The organism is Rhodococcus sp. IC4_135 (genome assembly GCF_011602025.1).
Taxonomy (GTDB): domain Bacteria; phylum Actinomycetota; class Actinomycetes; order Mycobacteriales; family Mycobacteriaceae; genus Rhodococcus_F; species Rhodococcus_F baikonurensis.
Genome location: NZ_JAAOLG010000002.1, coordinates 143677 through 158543 on the forward strand (window position 1 = coordinate 143677; position 14867 = coordinate 158543).

Annotated in this window: 20 protein-coding genes; 7 read left to right on the top strand and 13 right to left on the bottom strand. The window is 62.9% G+C overall.

Translation table 11 applies throughout. The features are described 5' to 3' along the window. Nucleotides 1-83: 83 nt before the first annotated feature. Nucleotides 84-764, top strand: a complete 681-nt coding sequence (locus G8767_RS05480; protein ID WP_019748198.1) for an amino acid ABC transporter permease — start codon at nucleotides 84-86, stop codon at nucleotides 762-764. After that, the gene (locus tag G8767_RS05485; protein WP_007735172.1) at nucleotides 761-1657 is read left to right on the top strand and encodes an amino acid ABC transporter permease; all 897 of its coding nucleotides are present in this window, start codon (nucleotides 761-763) and stop codon (nucleotides 1655-1657) included. The genes G8767_RS05480 and G8767_RS05485 overlap by 4 nt, the downstream gene beginning before the upstream one ends. 101 nt (nucleotides 1658-1758) lie before the next feature. On the opposite strand, the gene recX is transcribed toward G8767_RS05485, so the two are convergent. The 8 genes from recX to G8767_RS05525 form a co-directional block, all read right to left on the bottom strand. Next, complete coding sequence (recX, locus tag G8767_RS05490; protein WP_166809564.1) at nucleotides 1759-2334, bottom strand: recombination regulator RecX; 576 nt, start codon at nucleotides 2332-2334, stop codon at nucleotides 1759-1761. A gap of 8 nt (nucleotides 2335-2342) precedes the next feature. After that, nucleotides 2343-3380, bottom strand: coding sequence for a recombinase RecA (gene recA / locus G8767_RS05495; protein ID WP_007735170.1), 1038 nt, complete (start codon nucleotides 3378-3380; stop codon nucleotides 2343-2345). 288 nt (nucleotides 3381-3668) lie between these two features. Continuing rightward, nucleotides 3669-3863: a DUF3046 domain-containing protein gene (locus tag G8767_RS05500; protein WP_003942185.1), complete on the bottom strand. Its 195-nt coding sequence runs from the start codon at nucleotides 3861-3863 to the stop codon at nucleotides 3669-3671. A 52-nt stretch (nucleotides 3864-3915) separates the two neighbouring features. After that, a complete protein-coding gene (locus tag G8767_RS05505) occupies nucleotides 3916-5079 on the bottom strand; it encodes a nucleotide disphospho-sugar-binding domain-containing protein (RefSeq protein ID WP_166809565.1) in 1164 nt (387 codons plus the stop codon). Nucleotides 5080-5091: 12 nt separating this feature from the next. After that, nucleotides 5092-6627, bottom strand: coding sequence for a glycerol-3-phosphate dehydrogenase/oxidase (locus tag G8767_RS05510; RefSeq protein ID WP_166809566.1), 1536 nt, complete (start codon nucleotides 6625-6627; stop codon nucleotides 5092-5094). Nucleotides 6628-6629: 2 nt separating this feature from the next. Then, a complete protein-coding gene (locus G8767_RS05515) occupies nucleotides 6630-7268 on the bottom strand; it encodes a TetR/AcrR family transcriptional regulator (protein ID WP_095970573.1) in 639 nt (212 codons plus the stop codon). 73 nt (nucleotides 7269-7341) lie between these two features. Continuing rightward, nucleotides 7342-8055 carry a PIG-L deacetylase family protein gene (locus G8767_RS05520; RefSeq protein ID WP_019748191.1) on the bottom strand — a complete coding sequence of 238 codons (714 nt, stop codon included), beginning with the start codon at nucleotides 8053-8055 and terminating at the stop codon, nucleotides 7342-7344. Between the two features lie 17 nt (nucleotides 8056-8072). Next, nucleotides 8073-8249, bottom strand: a complete 177-nt coding sequence (locus tag G8767_RS05525) for a hypothetical protein (RefSeq protein ID WP_166809567.1) — start codon at nucleotides 8247-8249, stop codon at nucleotides 8073-8075. Between the two features lie 237 nt (nucleotides 8250-8486). Here G8767_RS05525 and G8767_RS05530 point away from each other — a divergent pair, with 237 nt between their 5' ends. From G8767_RS05530 to G8767_RS05540, 3 genes are read left to right on the top strand one after another with little or no spacing between them, the layout of a single operon-like run. Then, nucleotides 8487-9083, top strand: coding sequence for a biotin transporter BioY (locus tag G8767_RS05530; RefSeq protein WP_058226268.1), 597 nt, complete (start codon nucleotides 8487-8489; stop codon nucleotides 9081-9083). 6 nt (nucleotides 9084-9089) lie between these two features. Then, entirely contained in the window at nucleotides 9090-9770 is a 681-nt protein-coding gene (locus G8767_RS05535; RefSeq protein WP_166809568.1) for an ABC transporter ATP-binding protein, read from the top strand. Next, nucleotides 9767-10372 carry an energy-coupling factor transporter transmembrane protein EcfT gene (locus G8767_RS05540; RefSeq protein ID WP_166809569.1) on the top strand — a complete coding sequence of 202 codons (606 nt, stop codon included), beginning with the start codon at nucleotides 9767-9769 and terminating at the stop codon, nucleotides 10370-10372. The genes G8767_RS05535 and G8767_RS05540 overlap by 4 nt, the downstream gene beginning before the upstream one ends. 22 nt (nucleotides 10373-10394) lie before the next feature. Here the strand turns inward: G8767_RS05540 and G8767_RS05545 are convergent, their stop codons facing one another. The 5 genes from G8767_RS05545 to pgsA all read right to left on the bottom strand — a co-directional run bounded on the left by G8767_RS05545 (nucleotide 10395) and on the right by pgsA (nucleotide 13847). Beyond that, nucleotides 10395-11240 (bottom strand): hypothetical protein, encoded by an 846-nt coding sequence (locus G8767_RS05545; RefSeq protein ID WP_240951942.1) that lies wholly within the window; start codon nucleotides 11238-11240, stop codon nucleotides 10395-10397. A gap of 31 nt (nucleotides 11241-11271) precedes the next feature. Further along, nucleotides 11272-12084, bottom strand: coding sequence for a phage shock protein PspA (gene pspA / locus G8767_RS05550; RefSeq protein ID WP_003942098.1), 813 nt, complete (start codon nucleotides 12082-12084; stop codon nucleotides 11272-11274). Nucleotides 12085-12240: 156 nt separating this feature from the next. Then, nucleotides 12241-12621 carry a helix-turn-helix transcriptional regulator gene (locus G8767_RS05555; protein ID WP_095970577.1) on the bottom strand — a complete coding sequence of 127 codons (381 nt, stop codon included), beginning with the start codon at nucleotides 12619-12621 and terminating at the stop codon, nucleotides 12241-12243. Between the two features lie 90 nt (nucleotides 12622-12711). Then, nucleotides 12712-13209 (bottom strand): CinA family protein, encoded by a 498-nt coding sequence (locus G8767_RS05560; protein WP_095970578.1) that lies wholly within the window; start codon nucleotides 13207-13209, stop codon nucleotides 12712-12714. Next, nucleotides 13206-13847 (bottom strand): CDP-diacylglycerol--glycerol-3-phosphate 3-phosphatidyltransferase, encoded by a 642-nt coding sequence (gene pgsA / locus G8767_RS05565; RefSeq protein ID WP_003942125.1) that lies wholly within the window; start codon nucleotides 13845-13847, stop codon nucleotides 13206-13208. The genes G8767_RS05560 and pgsA overlap by 4 nt, the downstream gene beginning before the upstream one ends. A 120-nt stretch (nucleotides 13848-13967) precedes the next feature. Between pgsA and G8767_RS05570 the strand changes: the two genes are divergently transcribed. Together G8767_RS05570 and G8767_RS05575 are read left to right on the top strand one after the other, a co-directional pair. After that, the gene (locus G8767_RS05570) at nucleotides 13968-14492 is read left to right on the top strand and encodes an amino-acid N-acetyltransferase (protein ID WP_095970579.1); all 525 of its coding nucleotides are present in this window, start codon (nucleotides 13968-13970) and stop codon (nucleotides 14490-14492) included. A gap of 74 nt (nucleotides 14493-14566) precedes the next feature. Further along, nucleotides 14567-14851: a YciI family protein gene (locus G8767_RS05575; protein WP_095970580.1), complete on the top strand. Its 285-nt coding sequence runs from the start codon at nucleotides 14567-14569 to the stop codon at nucleotides 14849-14851. The last annotated feature ends 16 nt before the right edge of the window (nucleotides 14852-14867 follow it).

Genomic DNA, 14867 nt, shown 5'->3' on the forward strand with positions numbered 1-14867 from the left:
TCAATCTCGCTGCGGCTCCCCACTTCGGGAGCCGCAGCGCGTGACGCCACCAACGGAGATCCCGTGATCTGGGGAGACGGCAAGTGAACCTTCTGAGCAAGTACGGCGACCAGATTCTGGAAGCCTTCTGGACCACGATCCAGCTGACGTTCTTCTCCGCGATCGGCGCCGTCATCATCGGTGTCCTGATCGCGGCCATGCGCGTGTCACCGGTTCCGGTCGCCCGATTCCTGGGTACCGCGTACGTGACCGTGTTCCGCAACACCCCCCTGACACTGATTCTGCTGTTCTGTCTGTTCGGTCTGTCGCAGACGCTCGGAGTCAATCTCGCAAAGTCGGACTCACCGACGTTCTTGACAGACAACAACTTCCGACTCGCAGTGCTCGGACTCAGTGTCTACACCGCAGCGTTCGTGTGTGAGTCACTTCGATCGGGAATCAACACCGTTCCGGTCGGCCAGGCCGAAGCGGGCCGATCACTCGGTCTGTCGTTTGCCCAAAATCTTCGGCTGATCGTCCTGCCTCAGGCATTTCGCGCGGTCACAGCGCCGCTGGGTAGCGTGCTGATCGCACTGACCAAGAACTCGACCATCGCCGCGGTGATCGGCGTATCCGAAGCGTCAGCGCTGATGAAGAAGATGATCGAAAACGAAGCGGCGATCTTCGTCGTCGGTGGAATCTTCGCTGTCGGTTTCGTGATCCTGACACTTCCCATGGGCTTGATCTTCGGCAAGCTGAGCAAGCGATTCGAGGTTTCACGATGAGCAACCGCGCAACAGTCCTCTACGACGCGCCGGGCCCCAGAGCGCGAAATCTCTACCGATTCGCGTCCCTTGTCGTCGCTGCACTCATGGTCGCGATCGGGTACGTCATCTACCGCGCACTCGACGAAAAGGGCCAGCTGACAGCAGCGAAGTGGGATCCGTTCCTCGAATCCACCTCGTGGACAACGTATCTGATACCCGGTATCCGCGGGACACTGATCGCGGCTGCGATGTCCATCGTCTTCGCGCTCATCCTCGGTTCTGCCCTGGGTATCGGCCGACTCTCCGAGCACAACATCATCCGGAAAATTTGCGGCGTCATCGTCGAACTGTTCCGAGCAGTACCGGTTCTGATTCTGATGATCTTCTCGTATCAGGTGTTCGCCGAATACGAAGTCTTCAAGTCGAAGTACCTTGCACTGGCGGCAGTCGTCGTGGGTCTGACCCTGTACAACGGGTCAGTGATCGCCGAGATCGTCCGCGCCGGGATCAACTCACTCCCGCGTGGGCAAAGTGAGGCCGCAAAGGCGCTGGGGATGCGCAAGACGCAGATCATGGTGACGATCCTGCTCCCCCAGGCGGTTACCGCCATGCTGCCGGCACTGATTTCACAGATGGTCGTGGCGCTGAAGGACTCCGCCCTCGGTTACCTGATCGGGTATGTCGAGCTGGTACGTCAGGCCCAACAGCTCGGCACTTTCTACGGAAACTTCCTGCCGGCGCTCATCGTGGTTGCCGCAATCATGATCGCTCTCAACTCCGCGCTTACCTTCCTGGCAACCAAGGTGGAGAAGCGCCTGCGTTCCGGCAAGCGAAAGGGCAAGGGCCCCATCGCGGCTCCGTCTGCCGACCCAGCGGTTTCGGTACCGGGTATGGACCTGACCAAGCCGTGAGCTGATCGACCTGCTGTTCCACTGACGCGAGGAGCGGGGTGTGTCACCGAATTCGGTGACACACCCCGCTCCTGGTATTCGATGCCTACGACATGTGTTGCCTACGACTCTGCGGCAGCCATCTCTGCTTTGACCACCTCGTACGACATCCCCGCTGAATATCCTTTGCGCGCGAGCATCGAGACCAGTCGACGCGTGACCTTGTCACGATCGTCGATCGGCTTGTTCTTCAGCTTGCGCCGAACCAACTCTGCTGCGCGCTCGCGCTCGTCTTCGGGATCGATCTGCGACAGCGCTTCGGAAGCGACGTCCTGGTCGATTCCTTTGAGCCGCAACTCGACTGCAAGCGCACGCTTTCCCTTGCCCGAGTACGTGTGCCGCGAATGAACCCATTGGTTTGCGAAGTCTGCGTCGTCGATCAACCCGATTTCTTGGAGTCGATCGAGGACCTTGGTAATGATCTCGGGCTCGAAGCCGCGCCCGCTCAGCTTGGTTTCCAGTTCCGAGCGGCTGCGTGCCCGGTCGGTCAGGAGGCGCAGGCAAGCGTCTTTGGCCTGCGCCTCCGTACCACCTTCCGCACGTTGCGACGGTTTCTCGGAGCGTTGACGGGATCGACGCCGAGGAGCGTCGTACTCTTCACGAGCATTCTCGCCGTGGTCACCGTCGTCGAAGCTCATGACTGAACTCAGAAGTCGGCGGGAGCTTCGTCGGTTGCAGTGACGTCAGCACCGATACCGAGCTTTTCCTTGATCTTCTTCTCGATCTCGTCACGGATATCGGTGTTCTCCAGCAAGAACTTACGAGCATTTTCCTTGCCCTGACCCAACTGGTCACCTTCGTAGGTGTACCAGGAGCCGGACTTGCGGATGAACCCGTGCTCGACACCCATGTCGATGAGCGAGCCTTCCTTACTGATGCCCTGGCCGTAGAGAATATCGAACTCGGCCTGCTTGAACGGCGGAGCGACCTTGTTCTTGACGACCTTGACGCGAGTGCGGTTACCGACTGCGTCGGTACCGTCCTTGAGGGTCTCGATGCGACGGATGTCGAGGCGGACCGAAGCGTAGAACTTCAGTGCCTTACCACCGGTGGTGGTTTCGGGAGAACCGAACATCACGCCGATCTTCTCGCGAAGCTGGTTGATGAAGATGACGGTGGTGCCCGAGTTGTTCATGGCACCGGTGATCTTGCGCAGCGCCTGGCTCATCAGTCGAGCCTGCAGGCCGACGTGGCTGTCACCCATTTCGCCTTCGATCTCGGCGCGAGGAACAAGAGCGGCCACGGAGTCGATCACGACGATGTCGAGGGCGCCCGAACGGATCAGCATGTCGGTGATCTCGAGAGCCTGCTCACCCGTATCGGGCTGCGAGACCAGAAGCGCGTCGGTATCGACACCCAGCTTGGCTGCGTAGTCAGGATCGAGTGCGTGCTCCGCGTCGATGAACGCCGCGATGCCGCCGTTGGCCTGAGCATTGGCAACTGCGTGCAGTGCCACGGTGGTCTTACCCGAGGACTCCGGGCCGTAGATCTCGATGACGCGGCCACGCGGCAGTCCGCCGATACCCAGCGCGACGTCGAGCGCGATGGAACCGGTGGGAATGACGGCGATGGGCTGGCGGACACCCTCACCCAGGCGCATCACCGAACCCTTGCCGAAGTTCTTGTCGATCTGCGCCAACGCGAGGTCGAGTGCCTTGTCCCGATCAGGTGCCTGTGGTGCCATCGTGATCCCCATCCTTGTTTCAGTCTTCAGTGCCTGCCTGAGCAGACTCCGTCTCTTCAGTGCCTGCCTGAGCCGACCCTGTTGGTGTGTTGCGATCAGAGTAGATCCGGCCACCGACAGACTTTTCGATCTTGCTTTCGCGCTTGCCGATCACCGCGTTCGTGAAACACCGCATTTGTAGAACACCGAAAGTTCGCAGTTACGAAAAGAGCGTCACCACCGAACAGGTTCAGCATAGACGAACACGTGTTCGAACAGAAGACGAGAGACGTTCGACACGCCGAAGAATCAGCGGCGGGCGGGGGGTACGTCGAACTCCACGCAGAGCGCGCGCCACACTTCGCGAGGCTCCCAGCCTGCTTCGACAGCCTCCGCGGCAGTCATTCCGTCGAGACTCTGGAGTACATGGTCGATCAACATCGAGTCGCCTCGTACCTGCCCGAACTCTTCGCGCACCATTTCATGAAATTCGGTCAACCGCACAGCCGCCACCGTAGTCCACAGAGCGGTGCACCTGCATTCAGGCGCACCATGCTCACGCCGTCACACCACCGTTGACCACCTGTCGGCACACCGCCACCGGATCGGTGACCTGCGACGCAGTCGCGGCAGCAGACTTCGCAGCGTCCGCGAATCGTCTGTCGGAGAGCACCTGCAGTACGGCATCGCGAATCGACTGGGCATCTGCGGGCCGCACGATCACCGACGTCCCTGCCCGCGCAGCGCGATTGGCCAACTCCCACTGGTCCCCGCCCCCGGGAACGACGACCGTCGGCACGCCGGCCAGCAAGGCCTTCGCCAACATGCCGTGCCCGCCGCCGCACACCAATACCGACGCGTCGCGCAGCATCGCGTCCTGGCGTCCGAGACCTGCACGAACCCAATCGGGATGCTCGCCTTCTGCTCCGTCGAGCATCGACGCGATCAGCCTGACACCGGCGCCGCCGAGTCCCTCGACCGTGCCCTCGAACATTCCCACTGCCCCGGTGTGCGCCGTGGACGGCGCCACCATGACCAGCGGCTCGTCACCTGGCGGTGGATCCAGAATGACCTCGGTCGGCTCCCAGAGAAGCGGGCCGACGACGTGTGCGTGCTCCGGCCAGTCGGGGCGAGGCACTTCCAGCGCCGGAAGTGTTGCGATCAGCCGGGCTTGCGGACCGGGATCGAGAGCGGGCAACCCGACACCGACGCGAGCGTGGGAGCGCTGGGCCAACCCTTGCTTGATCGAACGTCCGGTCGCTGCGCGCATCAGGGTATCGCGGAGTCGACCACGAATTCCGACGCCGGGCGCGAGCCCGCTGCCGATCGGCGGCAGACCGCGCGAGGGTGAGTACAGCGGGTGAGGCGAGAGTTCCACCCAGGGGATGCCGAGTCGTTCGGCGGCCAATCCGCCTCCGGCAGTGAGGATGTCGGAGACGACGAGATCCGGGGAGACGGATTTCAGGTCGGGAAGCAGTTCGGTGGAAATATAGGCGGCGCGCGAATGAATCCGAGCGCCTGCATCAAGATCGTCGTCTCCCGGCCGCGGAGCCAAGCCCTTGAGCGGCTCGGCTTCCACGCCGGCAGCTCGCGCTGCCTCGACCCACCGGGTCCCTGTGTACAGGATCGGTTCGTCGCCGGCCTGGATCAACGCCAGCGACAACGCTATTGCGGGAAAAGCATGACCCGGGTCCGGCCCGGCAACAACGGCTACACGCACCGGATCAGAGTGTCACACCGAGTGAAAGGCCTGTTCCGCCGCACCCAGTGCGCGTTCGCGATCCGAAGCCACCAATCCGATCCTCGTCCTGCGATCAAGGACGTCGTCGACATCGAGGGCGCCTTCATGCGATACCGCGAAATCGAACTCTGCACCGCAGATCTCCAAGTCCGCAACCGGCCGGAGTCGATCGCTGCTCGCCGCGGCCACGACCTCAGCCTCGGTGCCGTATCGCGCCACCAATGACGCGGGCGCCTTGGTCTTTTTCAATTCCGCCGGTGATGCAGCGCCTACCAGCGGCAACGCGCGTGTCCGACACGCTCCGGCGCTCAGCGACCCGACCTCGACCGCGGCGTCGACGGCGTCTTCGGCCATCTTGCGGTACGTCGTGAGTTTTCCGCCCACTACCGTGACCAAGCCCGAGTCCGAACGGACTACAGCGTGATTGCGAGAGAGGTCGGCCGTCGAGCCTTCACCGGTGTCCAACAACGGACGCAGACCCGCAAAGGTCCCCAGGACGTCCTCACGGGTCAGAGGAACTTCCAGCGCCGTGTTCACGGTGTCGAGAAGGAAGTCGATCTCGTCCTCGGACGCCGTCGGCACGTCTGGCACCGGTCCCGGCGCTGCTTCGTCGGTCAACCCGAGGTAGATCCGGCCGAGCTGCGCGGGCAGGGCGAAGACGAAGCGGTTGGTCTCGCCGGGAATCGGCACGGTCAGTGCTGCCGTGGGGTTCCCCAATCGCGCTGCATCGAGCACCAGGTGCGTCCCGCGGCTGGGGCGCAGGGTGATGCTGGAGTCGACCTGATCAGCCCAGACACCGGTCGCATTGACCACGACGCGGGCACGCATCAAGAACTCGGACCCGGTCAATTCGTCGCGCAAGGTGGCCGACGTTCCGGATACGTCGTATGCACCGACGCGGGTCAGGATTCGCGCGCCGTATGACGCTGCGGTTCGGGCGATGCCGACGACGAGGCGGGCGTCGTCGATGAGCTGCCCGTCGAACGCGGTCAAGGCGCCACGTAAGTTCTCCCGCTTGACCGCGGGAGCTAATTCGCGCGCTCGAGCAGCGCTGACCGTCCGTGATCGGGGTAGAACCGACGCTGAGGTTCGCGCCGACATGCGCAGAGCGTCACCGGCCAGGAAACCGGTACGCACCAGGGCCTTCCCGAAAAACGATGTTTCGGGCAACAGCGGTACGAGTTGAGGCATGGCGCGAACGAGATGCGGCGCGGTGCGCGTCATGAGAATGCCGCGCTCGACCGCACTTTCACGCGCTATACCGACATTGCCGGAGGCGAGGTACCGAAGGCCGCCGTGTGCCAGTTTCGAACTCCAGCGGCTGGTGCCGAATGCGAGGTCGTGCTTTTCGACCAGCGCAACACTGAGCCCTCGAGTCACGGCGTCGAGAGCGACACCGACACCGGTGATTCCGCCGCCGATAACCAGGACGTCAACCGAATCGCCGTTCGCGAACTGCTCGAGTTCACGAGTACGCCGCTGTGCGTTGAGAGCTGAATCGCCGCCTGCCGAATCCCGAAGGTCCACAGCTATTCTCCCGAATTCTTTGCAGGTGCCAGATACGCAGCGACCGCATGTCGAAGTTGCTCGACCGACGCGTCGGCCGAAAGTTCCGGCTCGAGAGTCGGTGCGGAGATGACGACGGACTGAGCCATCAGTAGAACCATCGCCGCAATCTCGTTGACGCTTCCCTCGCGAATCGAACCGTCTTGTTGACCGGCAGCCACGACGGAAGTGATCAGTTCGAGAATCGACTTCTGGCTCGCGCCGAGTCGGTCCACGATGTAGGTGGTGAGCAACTCTTGATCGGCGTGGCGAATCTTCACGAAGAGCGGATGATCGCGAATCTGGCCGACGACGTCACCGATAGCTTCCACGAGCAATGTGCCCGCAGACCCGGTGAACGCCACCTCTGGCAGCACTGATCGAATCTCCCGGGTGAGCAGATCCGCGACGACGGCTCGTGTGTCCGGCCATCGCCGGTAGACCGTCGGTCGGCTCACGCCGGCTCGACGGGAGATCTCCGCAAGTGTGGTTCGTTGCATTCCGAAATCGAGGACACACGACCTTGCTGCGTCGAGAATCACGTCGTCGATCTCGCGGCTGGGGATGCGCTGACCATCTGCCTTGCGAGGGGCAAGTGAGTCATCTGCGTTACGGATTACCATCGTATGTAACACAATACCGGACAAGTCACCGGTAATCCCGTCGGGACTTGCGAGTTCTCTCGCTCAGAGATCATCAGAAATAGTACAACTCGAAACCAACTGCGCGCTCGGCGTCGAAACCGGGCTTCGGTCCGCTGACCATGTCGATCTGTGCGCGCGCCTGTTCCCGGATCGGCGTGGAACTCAACGCCGCCAGATATCGCGCATGTTCCGCGAGCGAATCCACGGCGCGATCGACCGTCGACGTCACGTCGACGCAGTGTGTGGGAGTCATCGTGTTGACCGCAACCCACCGCACACCGGACCACGGCGCCAGTCCCTGAGCCGTCAATGACGGAAAGATCCATTCGTTCGCCGCATCAGCGGTCGCGTCCAGGACGCTGATCCCGAGTGCTCGGTGATCCGCGCTGTTGAGGTAGCCAGGTCCCCAGGTGTGGGAGAAGTTCATCGTCACCACCAATTCCGGGCGGTGGCGACGAATTGCCGCGGCGAGAGTCGAGCGCAACTCCAAGCCTTCCACGAGACGACCGTCGGGTAGACCGAGGAACTCCACCTCACTGACACCGACGATCGCGGCCGAGCGACGCTCTTCTTCCTCGCGGACCGGGCCGGACTCCTCGGGCGACAGACCGGCGATTCCGGCCTCACCGCGCGTTGCCAGGACGTATCGCACATCTTTACCGCGATCGGTCCACTGCGCCACTGCTGCGGCTGCGCCGTATTCGATGTCGTCGGGATGCGCCACGATGACAATCGCGCGCTGCCAGTCCTCGGGGAAGTTTTCCATAGGGCAGATCTTGCCCGTCAGAACCGCGAAGCGTGGGAATTGTCGTCACTTCCCGACATCGCCTTCACCAGGAAGTAGATTCCGAAACCGACAGCGCCGACCACCAGGACCCAGAAAAGCCCCTTGATCAGCGCACCGACCACCGCAAGTGCGACCCACACCAGTACGACGGCCAAAACGATCTTCCAAAACATGCTTACCTCCAACGTGCCGTTGAATAATCAGTCGAATCGGACAGGTGCTGCGTCGTCCGTAGAACCAGCCTGACAGGTCTGGCGTGACAAAGCAGCAGCTCAGCGGCAAGTTCAGGTAAAGATCAGGGTTCACCCCGAGACCGGCCCTCACGCAGGTCAGGTGTCCAACCCATCGGAGCTTGCTCCTGGCGTAAACTCGCGAAGTTCCATCCCGTACGCCGAAGGAGCACGTCCGCAGTGTCTACGACCCGTTTCCCCGCTCGCGATCTCGCGCATGTAGCCGTCTTCGCCGCACTCATCATCGCGCTGGGCCTTCCCGGGTCGATCAACATCGGTATCTCCGGTGTACCCATCACGCTTCAGTCCATGGGCGTCATGATGGCCGGCGCTCTGCTCGGACCACGCAAGGGTGTTCTCGCAGTCTTGACGGTCATCGCCCTGGGATTGGTCGGATTGCCCGTCCTTGCCGGCGGTCGCACCGCACTCGTGTCTCTCTCGAGCCCGACGGCCGGATTCCTCATCGGTTGGATCCCGACAGCGTTCGTCATCGGATGGCTGACTGCCAAGATGCTGCCCAAGTACCGGATCATCGCAGGCATCGGCATCAACCTTCTCGGCGGCGTCGTCGTTCTCTACGCGTTCGGCATCGTCGGAATGATGGTCCGCGGACACATGAGCTTCGTCGCCGCCTGGTCTGCCAACGCCGCCTTCATCCCGCTCGACGCCGCCAAAGCGGTCGTCACTGCGTTGGTCGCGTCCCAGGTTCATCGGGCATACCCGGCACTACTGCGCGACTCGGCGATCTCGTCGAACAAGACCGTGGTGGCGAACTAATCTCCGATGAGTGAGATCGTCTTCGAGAACGTCGGACACCGCTTCGGTGAACGAACGGTCCTGCAGCAGATAGATCTGCGTCTGAGCGAGCAGCGAATCGGGATCGTGGGTGCGAACGGAAGCGGCAAGTCGACCCTCGCTCGCATGATCAACGGACTGGTCGTTCCGACGGAAGGACACGTCCACGTCAACGGCTTGGACACGGCGAAGAAGGGCCGCGACGTACGCCGGCAGGTCGGATTCGTCTTCACCGATCCCAACCACCAGATCGTGATGCCGACGGTTGCCGAGGACATCGAATTCTCGCTCCGCCGTAGCGGATCGGGCAAAACCGAGCGCGCCGCAAAGGTGGCCTCGGTGCTCGAACGCTACGGCCTCGCCGGGCACGCCGACCATCCCACCCACCAGCTTTCGGGCGGGCAGAAACAGCTTCTCGCGCTCGCGGCCGTCATGGTGACGGAACCGACGGTACTGGTCGCCGACGAACCCACCACGCTCCTCGACCTTCGCAACTCTCGGCTGATCAGCTCGGTATTCGAGTCTCTCGATCAGCAACTGATCGTCGTGACCCACCAACTCGATCTCCTCGAATCCTTCGAACGGGTGTTGGTTGTCGACCAAGGGCGCGTCGTCGCGGACGGCTCCCCCGCCGACTCCATCGATCACTACCGGTCGTTGGTCTCGTGACCACCCTCGGCGTCTACCGCCCGGGCTGCTCACTGCTGCACCGGATGCCGACGGGGATCAAGCTCGTCGCCTTGATCGCGGCGATCCTCGCAGTCTCGATCTTCGTGCGTGAGCCCTGGCAGCTGGCAGCTCCTGCGATCGTCGTTGTTGCGCTGTACGTGATTGCGCGAATTCCTCCGATGACGGCACTCCGGCAACTGCGTCCGGCACTGTGGATGTTGCTCTTCATCGGGGCATTCCAGCTGGTGGTCGCGGGATGGCAGCGAGCGGCCGTCGTTTGCGGCGTTCTGATCATTTCGATCGCCTTCGCGGCGATCATGGGTCTGACAACACGGATCTCCGAGATGCTCGACGCGATCACCAGATTCCTGACGCCCTTGCGACGCTTCGGCGTCAATCCCGAACGGATCGCCCTGCTCCTTGCAATGACGATCCGGTGCATCCCGCTCATGTTCGAAGTCATCACGCAGGTGTCCGAGGCACGCAAGGCGCGTGGACTCGGCTTCTCGCTACGTTCTTTCGCCGTGCCGGTCATCGTCGGCACGCTGATGACCGCGGATGCGATGGGTGAGGCGTTGGCAGCCCGCGGCGCCGACGACTGAGCGCCGATCAGACCGAGAACTGTCAGTTGTACTTGCGGGTGATGTCGTCCACCTCGCCGATGGCGTCGGCAAGCGCCGAGAGTCGCTCGGCGGCTGCGTGCAACGCCGAGAGTTCTCGATTGAACCCCACCAGTGCCGACGGGCTGTGGGGCGCGGTCAAGGCTGCGGCCGAGGACACCAGATCCTCGTACTGATCCAACCCCGACTGCAATTCACGTACGGCGCTGTCGATTGTGGGATCAAGAGGTTCGGTCACCTTGGGCGTCGCGGCAACCGCGCGTTCCATCGCGACCACGTCCGAGGACACCGCGAACATCGCTCTCAATGCCGAATCAGCGGTGACGGTGATTTCGTCCAACTCGCCGGGGTCGATGGTGTCGGCACGCCTGAGCACACTCAAGATCTCGAACAGCGAAGTCTCGGCGCCGATCAGGCGAGACATCGGGATGAACGCGCGAGACGACGACGGTGGCAACCGCCGGCGAATCGGCGCGGACGGCGGTGGGCCGGAACTCATCGAACGGTAACGGCCGACCGCGATGACGGCGGGAACCGCGAACAGTGCCGCTCCCCCGCCTGCCACGACCACCGACCACTCTGGAGCGGACGCTACTGCGAGGCCGGCAGTGCCGACCACGGATCCGCCGGACATGAAACCCCAACGCTGCGCTCGTCGACGCGCTCGGGCACGCTTGCGCTCGAATTTGGCGCGCGGGTCCTGCCACCGCCGAGCGGCATCCGCCGCAGACAGACCGACCTCGCGCAATGCGTCCGCGGTGCGTCCCAATGCTCCGAAAGCGCCGGATACGGAAACGGGAACGGCCGACCGGGGCTCACGCCCAGATCGACCGTCTCGTGAAGAAAACATCAGAGCATCACTGCCGACATCGAGGATTCGGCTACTGCCCGGTCTGACCGGCAGCCGGGGGCTGCTTCTCGACGGACGGAGTCGCGGGAGTGGCCGCTGCGCCGCCGGACGGAAGTGCCTCGCCCTTCATGGATGCACGAATCTGTTCGAGGCGACTGTGCCCTGCCATCTGGACCGAGGCCTGCTGGACCTCCATCATGCGGCCTTGAACGGAGTTCTGGGCGAGCTCGGCAGAGCCGAGTGCGTCGGCGTAGCGACGTTCGATCTTGTCGCGCACAGCATCGAGGCTGGGTGTGTTTCCCGGAGCCGACAGCGTGCTGTCCATGGAACGAAGCGACTCGCTCACGCGCTCCTGCATCTTGGCCTGCTCGAGCTGGCTGAGCAGCTTGGTGCGCTCGGCAACCTTTGCCTGAAGAGTCATCGCGTTCTGCTCGACGGCCTTCTTGGCCTGAGCGGCCGCCTGCAAGGACTGATCGTGCAGTGCCTTCAGATCCTCGACGCCCTGCTCGGCCGTCACCAACTGAGCCGCGAAAGCCTCAGCGGCGTTGGTGTACTGGATCGCCTTGTCGTTGTCGCCGGCAGCAGCGGCCTGATCGGCGAGGTTGACGGCCTGGCGCGCGTTGGCGTTGAGCTTCTCGACCTCGTCGAGCTGACGGCTGAGCTTCATCTCGAGTTGACGCTGATTACCGATCACCGACGCAGCCTGCTGGGACAACGCCTGATGCTGGCGCTGCGCGTCCTCGATCGCCTGCTGAATCTGAACCTTTGGATCTGCCTTCTCATCGATCTTCGAATTGAAGAGCGCCATCAGGTACTTCCAGCCCTTGACGAAAGGATTAGCCATTGGTTTGATCCTGCCTCCATCTGATGCGCCGCGCCGAACGCGACCCGGAGCGCGACCGTCGCGCACCGAAACAAGGGCTGCGCCCTATCTGCTCTGACCCCACCTGCTGGAAACCGGCGGTTACGTACAAAATCTATCGGTTACGGCCGGTAGTGGCTACGCCGCCGCCAACCTTCGAGCGTTCGGTGCCGGAATCACGACGCGGGTATCGCGTGCGATAGTCGGCGAACCGGAAGCCGAGACAGAGCCGGATGCCGACACGGCAGGTTCGGTGACCTGTCGACTCGCCACCGGAGCGCTCTTCTTCGTGGCCAGGGTCTCGCTCACGTCGACCAGCACGTCGGACAGTGGGACTGCGAGCGCATCACAGATCGCTGCCAACAGTTCGCTCGATGCTTCCTTACGTCCACGTTCCACTTCGGACAGATAGCCCAAGCTCACACGCGCGCTGTTCGACACCTCACGTAGCGTGCGGCTCTGCGAAACGCGCGTACGCCGGAGACTGTCACCGATTGCCTCACGCAATAGCAGCGCCATCTCGCTCCTCCTTCATCCGTGACCTCATCGTGCATGGTCGTACGTCTTCACAATCGTCAACGTCCGAACACATCCGATTGGTTCCCGAGCCTATCGTGCCGAGCGCTCTGCGACACGATCACGTAACCGCGACACGGCAGTCGCGACTGCGGTTGTTCGAATCTCCCACCGTTCGCCGCCGAGCGCGAGCGGTACGCATTCGGTTCCGTCCGGGCCGGCGATACCGAGAAACACCGTTCCGACCGGGTGTCCGTCCTGCTCACTCGGACCGGCGACCCCCGTCAGACCGACACCCCAGTCGGCGCCGCACCTCGAGCGGGCACCGAGTGCCAAAGCCACCGCGGTGCTCTCGGACACGGGGCCGTCTGTTGCCAGGCGATCGGGGTCCACGCCAGCCAGCGTCGCCTTCAGGTCGGTCGCGTACACGACCAGCCCTCCGCGCAGCACAGCACTCGATCCCGGCACCGACGCCACCGCTGCAGTGAACAATCCGGCCGTCAGAGATTCGGCGGCGGCGACAGTCTGCCCCGCGGCGCCGAGGACCTCGACCAGTTCGGCCACTCCGAGTCCGAGCAGCGGATCGGTCATGACTCGACTGCGCGAACTCCGGCGCGAAGCCTGATCGCCTGCACGATGTATTCGATTCCCGTCGCCACCGTCAGCACGACGGCAGCAGCCATCAGCAACCCGCTGACGATGTCCCAACTGCTCGGCAGTGGGCACAGGTAGAAGCCGATCGCGACGGCCTGCACGAGGGTCTTGAGCTTGCCGCCCTTGCCCGCCGGGATGACCGCGTGCCGCAGAACCGCGAACCGCAGCAGCGTGATTCCGAGTTCTCGGGCGATGATCACTCCGGTCACCCACCATGACAAATCACCCAGAACCGAGAGCCCGATGAGCGCGGCTCCGATCAGCGCCTTGTCCGCGATCGGGTCCATGAGTTTCCCGAAATCCGTGACCAGACCGTATTTCCGAGCCAATTGGCCGTCGATCCGATCCGTGATCGCGGCCACGATGAATACGCCCATCGCCCCGAGACGCCACCACGTCGAGTGTCCGCCGTCGACGAAGAGAACAACGAGAAACACGGGAACGAGAACCATTCGAACCATCGTGAGAATGTTCGCGATGTTCAGCAATGGAACCGGGTTGTCCGCGACAGGTGTGCCGTCGGACGGGCCGACGGCAGCGCGATGGGCGTCGGTCTGATCGCGCGGGGTACTCATCGGATCACCGCACGAGCGGTGAGCCGAACCCGGGATACAGCCGAGCGGCGCGGGAATTGCGTGGGGCGGACAGGCACGCGACTTAGAATATCGGTAGGGGCATTGACTAATGTGCACCACATGACTTCGACCGCGCCGACCTATACCGAGAGCCAGTTGATCGTGCGTCGCGCGCGAACGTCGGACATCCCCGAAATCAAGCGCCTCATCGACATCTACGCCGGCAAGATCCTGCTCGAGAAGAACCTCGTGACGCTGTACGAGGCCGTCCAGGAGTTCTGGGTCGCCGAGCGCGGTAATCAGGTAATCGCCTGCGGCGCTTTGCATGTGTTGTGGGCAGACCTGGGTGAGATCCGCACCGTCGCAGTCGATCCGACAGCCAAGGGGCAGGGTGCAGGTTTCCATGTCGTCGACAAACTCATCGAGGTCGCCAAGGAATTGGAGTTGGAACGGTTGTTCGTTCTGACGTTCGAGACCGAGTTCTTCCACCGTCACGGATTCGCGGAGATCGACGGCACTCCCGTCACCGCCGAGGTCTACGCCGAGATGTGTCGTTCGTACGACGCCGGTGTCGCCGAGTTCCTCGACCTGAGCTATGTGAAACCCAACACACTCGGCAACACTCGCATGCTCCTGACTCTCTGAACCGTTCAGACTCTTCTCACACCCTGCTCTTCACACACACCTGTCTCGATCACCAGTCCCCGAAAGCGGTCACGATGTCGTTGTTTCTCGTCGAATACACCTACGCTCCCGAGAAGAACCCTCAGCGCGACGAAGTCCGTGGCGATCACCGCGCGTGGCTCGCGGATCTGGTCTCCCGCTCGATCGTTCTGTCATCCGGCCCGTTTGCAGATGGAAACGGCGCGCTGATCATCGTCGACGCCGCCGACGCCGACACCGTTTCGCTCCTCTTCACCCACGATCCGTTCGCGATCGCCGATTTGATCGAGAACGTCCGCATCACCGAGTGGGTCCCGGTATTGGGTCAGTTCAGCGCCTGAGAGCCTCGGCCCCGGC

Bases quoted from the DNA above. Each gene is read 5' to 3' on its own strand.
- G8767_RS05485 (WP_007735172.1), top strand. From the start codon at position 761: ATGAGCAACCGCGCAACAGTCCTCTACGACGCGCCGGGCCCCAGAGCG.
- recX (WP_166809564.1), bottom strand. From the start codon at position 2,334: ATGAGCTTCGACGACGGTGACCACGGCGAGAATGCTCGTGAAGAGTAC.
- recA (WP_007735170.1), bottom strand. From the start codon at position 3,380: ATGGCACCACAGGCACCTGATCGGGACAAGGCACTCGACCTCGCGTTG.
- G8767_RS05515 (WP_095970573.1), bottom strand. From the start codon at position 7,268: ATGGTAATCCGTAACGCAGATGACTCACTTGCCCCTCGCAAGGCAGAT.
- G8767_RS05520 (WP_019748191.1), bottom strand. From the start codon at position 8,055: ATGGAAAACTTCCCCGAGGACTGGCAGCGCGCGATTGTCATCGTGGCG.
- G8767_RS05525 (WP_166809567.1), bottom strand. From the start codon at position 8,249: ATGTTTTGGAAGATCGTTTTGGCCGTCGTACTGGTGTGGGTCGCACTT.
- G8767_RS05535 (WP_166809568.1), top strand. From the start codon at position 9,090: ATGAGTGAGATCGTCTTCGAGAACGTCGGACACCGCTTCGGTGAACGA.
- G8767_RS05545 (WP_240951942.1), bottom strand. From the start codon at position 11,240: ATGTTTTCTTCACGAGACGGTCGATCTGGGCGTGAGCCCCGGTCGGCC.
- pspA (WP_003942098.1), bottom strand. From the start codon at position 12,084: ATGGCTAATCCTTTCGTCAAGGGCTGGAAGTACCTGATGGCGCTCTTC.
- G8767_RS05555 (WP_095970577.1), bottom strand. From the start codon at position 12,621: ATGGCGCTGCTATTGCGTGAGGCAATCGGTGACAGTCTCCGGCGTACG.
- G8767_RS05560 (WP_095970578.1), bottom strand. From the start codon at position 13,209: ATGACCGATCCGCTGCTCGGACTCGGAGTGGCCGAACTGGTCGAGGTC.
- pgsA (WP_003942125.1), bottom strand. From the start codon at position 13,847: ATGAGTACCCCGCGCGATCAGACCGACGCCCATCGCGCTGCCGTCGGC.
- G8767_RS05570 (WP_095970579.1), top strand. From the start codon at position 13,968: ATGACTTCGACCGCGCCGACCTATACCGAGAGCCAGTTGATCGTGCGT.
- G8767_RS05575 (WP_095970580.1), top strand. From the start codon at position 14,567: ATGTCGTTGTTTCTCGTCGAATACACCTACGCTCCCGAGAAGAACCCT.